Raw genomic sequence first — 3,247 nt, 5'->3', positions numbered from 1 at the left:
GGCCCATGCGGGTCTGGGTGCGCCACATGCCCTCCCAGACCTTCGGGTCGTCGTTGATACGCCGACGGCGGCGACGCGGACGCGCTGTTCAAAGCCGGGCAGTTCGAGCAGGCGGGCCGCGCGTACGAGAAGATCCTGGAGGCGGACCCCGCGAATCTGCACGCGGCCCGCCAGCGCGGCTACGTCGGGCTACTGGGCAACAGGTTCCCCGACGCCGAGAAGTACCTCAACATGGCCCTCGAACTGGCGCCGGACGACAAGCAGACCAACCGGTTCCTGGGTGACTGCTACACCCGGCAGGACAAACTCTCCCTCGCCGCACCGCGCTGGCGAGCGGCGGGCCAGGTGACCCGGGCCGAGTGGTTCGCGGCGGTCATCGGTGAGCCCTATCAGGTCCACGGCGACATCGGCCGGGTGCCCTGGCAGCAGATGGACCCGTCACCGCTGGTCGAGGCCTCGGTCAACGGATCACCGCCGAAGCGCTTCATGTTCTACACCGGCGCCCCGTGGCTGGGCATGTCCGCGAAGGCGGCCGAGGAGACCGGGCTGCGCCCCGTGGCCAAGCAGAAGATCGACTACAAGAACGGCAGCGCGTGGCAGTACTTCGGGGTGGCGGACTCCTTCAAGCTGGGCGACATCGAACTGCGCAACGTGCCCGTCGAGTGGACGGATACCGACCAGGACGATCCCGCGTCCGGTGACGGCATCATCGGAACGTGGGTCTTCTACCACTTCCTGACCACCTTCGACTACGCGGGCCGGTCGCTGATCCTGCGCCGCCGGACCCCGGAGGCGGCCAGGAAGGTCCGGGCCGACGCCGTCCGGGCGGGCGCGAAGCCCCTGCCGCTGTGGCTGGCCCGGGAGCAGTACGTGCACAGCACGGGCAGCTTCGCGGGCTCCGGCCCGCGGCCGGTGAGCCTGAACATCGGCGGCGTCAGCGAGTGCGCCGCGGTCGTGATGGGGGACGTGGCCGAGCAGTTGCGGATCCGGACCGACTACGACCGCCCGCTTGAGACGTTCGGCCACAGCCATCCGATAGTCGTCTACCCCTGCTACCCGACGGAGATCCGCCTCGGCAGCGCCGCCGCCCGGGAGGTCTACTGCAACGCGGCCCCGGAGATGCCGGCTGACGAATACGGTTTCGACTCGCTGGGCGGCTTCTTCCACTCCTTCTTCAAGCCCTACAACATCACCCTCGACTTCACCGACATGAAGATCTACATCGCCCGGGGCAAAGCCGGCTGATCATTGCGCCCGCGGCGGAGAGGTGCGACGACGGCCGAGTTGCAGGTTCTCCCTGGTTCAGGGCGGGTGTGGGGAGTCTGGCGGGGCTCTGGGGTGCTTGTTTCCGGTGGTGACAGCGTTGGGGGGTACTGCTGGAGGGTTATTTTCGCAGCGGCCTTGGGACTGAGGGATCGCCTTGGGGAGTGAGGGGCGAATCGTCCCGTGAGGTGATGCTCAGAGTGGCCGAGGGGTGACAAAGTGCTAGGGACATTGCGGAACGGCCGGTTTCTTGTGCCGATCGGTTTCCGTGTGGTGCGCCCTCCCCTGTTCAAGGATCTGTTCGTTGCCTTTCACGTTCTGTCATCCGGCCGCTGTGCTGCCCTTGCTGCGCCGTCCGTTCGTGCCGGTCGCGCTGGTCGCCGGGGCGATGGCGCCTGACCTGCCGTACTACGTTCCGTTCGAGGTGCAGGAGGTGCTGCTGGTTCCGGGGGCGTGGTACTTCCGAGTGTTCGACGCCGGCGCCACCCACGGGGTCACCGGGATGTTCGGCATGTTCGGGTTCGACCTGCTGGTGACGGCGGTGCTCGTGGGCGTGTTCCAGGTGTGCCGGAGACCGCTCTCACTGCTTCTTCCCGCGCGGTTCGCATTCTGGTCGCCGGTTCGGGCGTCCTCGGGCGGGCGGGGTTTCTCGCTGTTGGTGTGGGGGCCGGTTTCGGCGCTGGTGGGGATCGGTTCGCATATCGCCTGGGACGCGACGACCAAGGGTGGGATGGCCGCGGTGTTCCCGTTCCTGCGGGATCCGGTGGTGGGCTCGACGGACGGCCTCACGGTGATCTCCTACGCCAACACGCTGATCGGTGCGGTGGTGCTGCTCGTTTGGTTGTGGCGGCGCGTGCCGGCGCAGCCCTCCCCCGTTTCCCGGTCTCTGCCCGTGCTTGTGCGCTGGGGCGTGCTGACCGGTGTGCTTGTCGCGGCGGCTGCGGCTGTCGCGGTGCCCGGGTTCGGCACCGACAGTGTGCGCGTGGTGGTGGTCAGGGTCGTGGGCGCGGTGGCCGCCGTCCTGTTCGGGTACGCGGTGGCCTGGCACATGGGACGGCTGCTGCTCCCGCGCGGGCGGACGGACGCGTCGGACGGTGAGGCCGCGCGGACGATGCCCGTCCCGGCCGGGAGGCCATGAGGCATCCGGAAGCCACGGGCATGGCGACGTCGTGAATCACCGCTCGGTCAAGCCATCCCGATGCTCCTCGAAAGCGCGGGCGAGACGTCGAACGGGGCTGGAAGGTGGTCCGCCCAGATCCGCTGGGACGCGGCCTCCGGGTAGGGGACGGTGCGCGACTCGGCGTCCAGGACGCGGGTCAAGTGCCGATCGGGTTCGCAGGCGGGCCAGCCGGGGTCGCCGGTGGCGGCGAACCGGATCCATGCCTGCTGCAGTTCCCGGGACACGGACACGACCTCGGGCGCGGGCTGGTCGCCGAAGAAGTGCCTGCCCGTGGGGCTGGCGAACGTGCCGAACGCGAGCGGGACATCCAGGCTGTGGCACGCGCCCAGGAGGCCGCCCGCTCCAGGCGCCGGAAGCTGGAGTTCGAACAGGTGCGACGTGCCTCCGGACGTGTGGTTCGCCAACGCCAGATGCAGTGTGGGCATCCGGAAGAGGGCGTCGGAGTGCACGGTTTCGAGCAGTTCCCCGTGGGTGGCCCGCGGATACGCCGCGCGGTAGGAGGCAGGGCCGTCCGGGGGCGGCGCGAACAGGTCGAGGGCCCTGCGGGTGTCCTCCTCGGTGAACGTTCCGATCCGTCCCATCATGACGCTGAACAGGCGGAACTCGTCACGCGTGTGACCAGTGAGGAGGTCGCTCCCGGCAGCGCGTCCGTTCGCCAGCGCGTTCCAGGGTGTTTCGGTGAGGACCTCTCCGTCGACGACCGGGCAGACCGGGACGCCGAGCCGCGCGAGCCTGCCCCAGCGCGCGGGAAGTCCAAGGCCGAGGGCGGTCAGCTCGCCGGCCAGCCGCCAGGGGTCGACGCGG

Annotated in this window: 3 protein-coding genes; 2 read left to right on the top strand and 1 reads right to left on the bottom strand. The window is 69.4% G+C overall.

Translation table 11 applies throughout. The features are described from left to right. Nucleotides 1–84: 84 nt before the first annotated feature. Both AB0J52_RS33500 and AB0J52_RS33495 read left to right on the top strand, forming a co-directional pair. Complete coding sequence (locus AB0J52_RS33500) at nt 85–1,245, top strand: aspartyl protease family protein (RefSeq protein WP_500186873.1); 1,161 nt, start codon at nt 85–87, stop codon at nt 1,243–1,245. Nucleotides 1,246–1,531: 286 nt separating this feature from the next. Next, nucleotides 1,532–2,401, top strand: coding sequence for a DUF4184 family protein (locus AB0J52_RS33495; RefSeq protein ID WP_500186872.1), 870 nt, complete (start codon nt 1,532–1,534; stop codon nt 2,399–2,401). A 47-nt stretch (nt 2,402–2,448) separates the two neighbouring features. Here AB0J52_RS33495 and AB0J52_RS33490 read toward each other — a convergent pair. Next, on the bottom strand, nt 2,449–3,247 hold a 799-nt coding region (locus AB0J52_RS33490), incomplete at its 5' end, for a carboxylesterase family protein (RefSeq protein WP_500186871.1).

Source organism: Spirillospora sp. NPDC049652 (genome assembly GCF_040675125.1).
In the GTDB taxonomy this organism is placed as follows: Bacteria; Actinomycetota; Actinomycetes; order Streptosporangiales; family Streptosporangiaceae; genus Spirillospora.
Note: the sequence above shows the minus strand (reverse complement) of the source record. Positions and strands in the feature narration are given on the sequence as shown.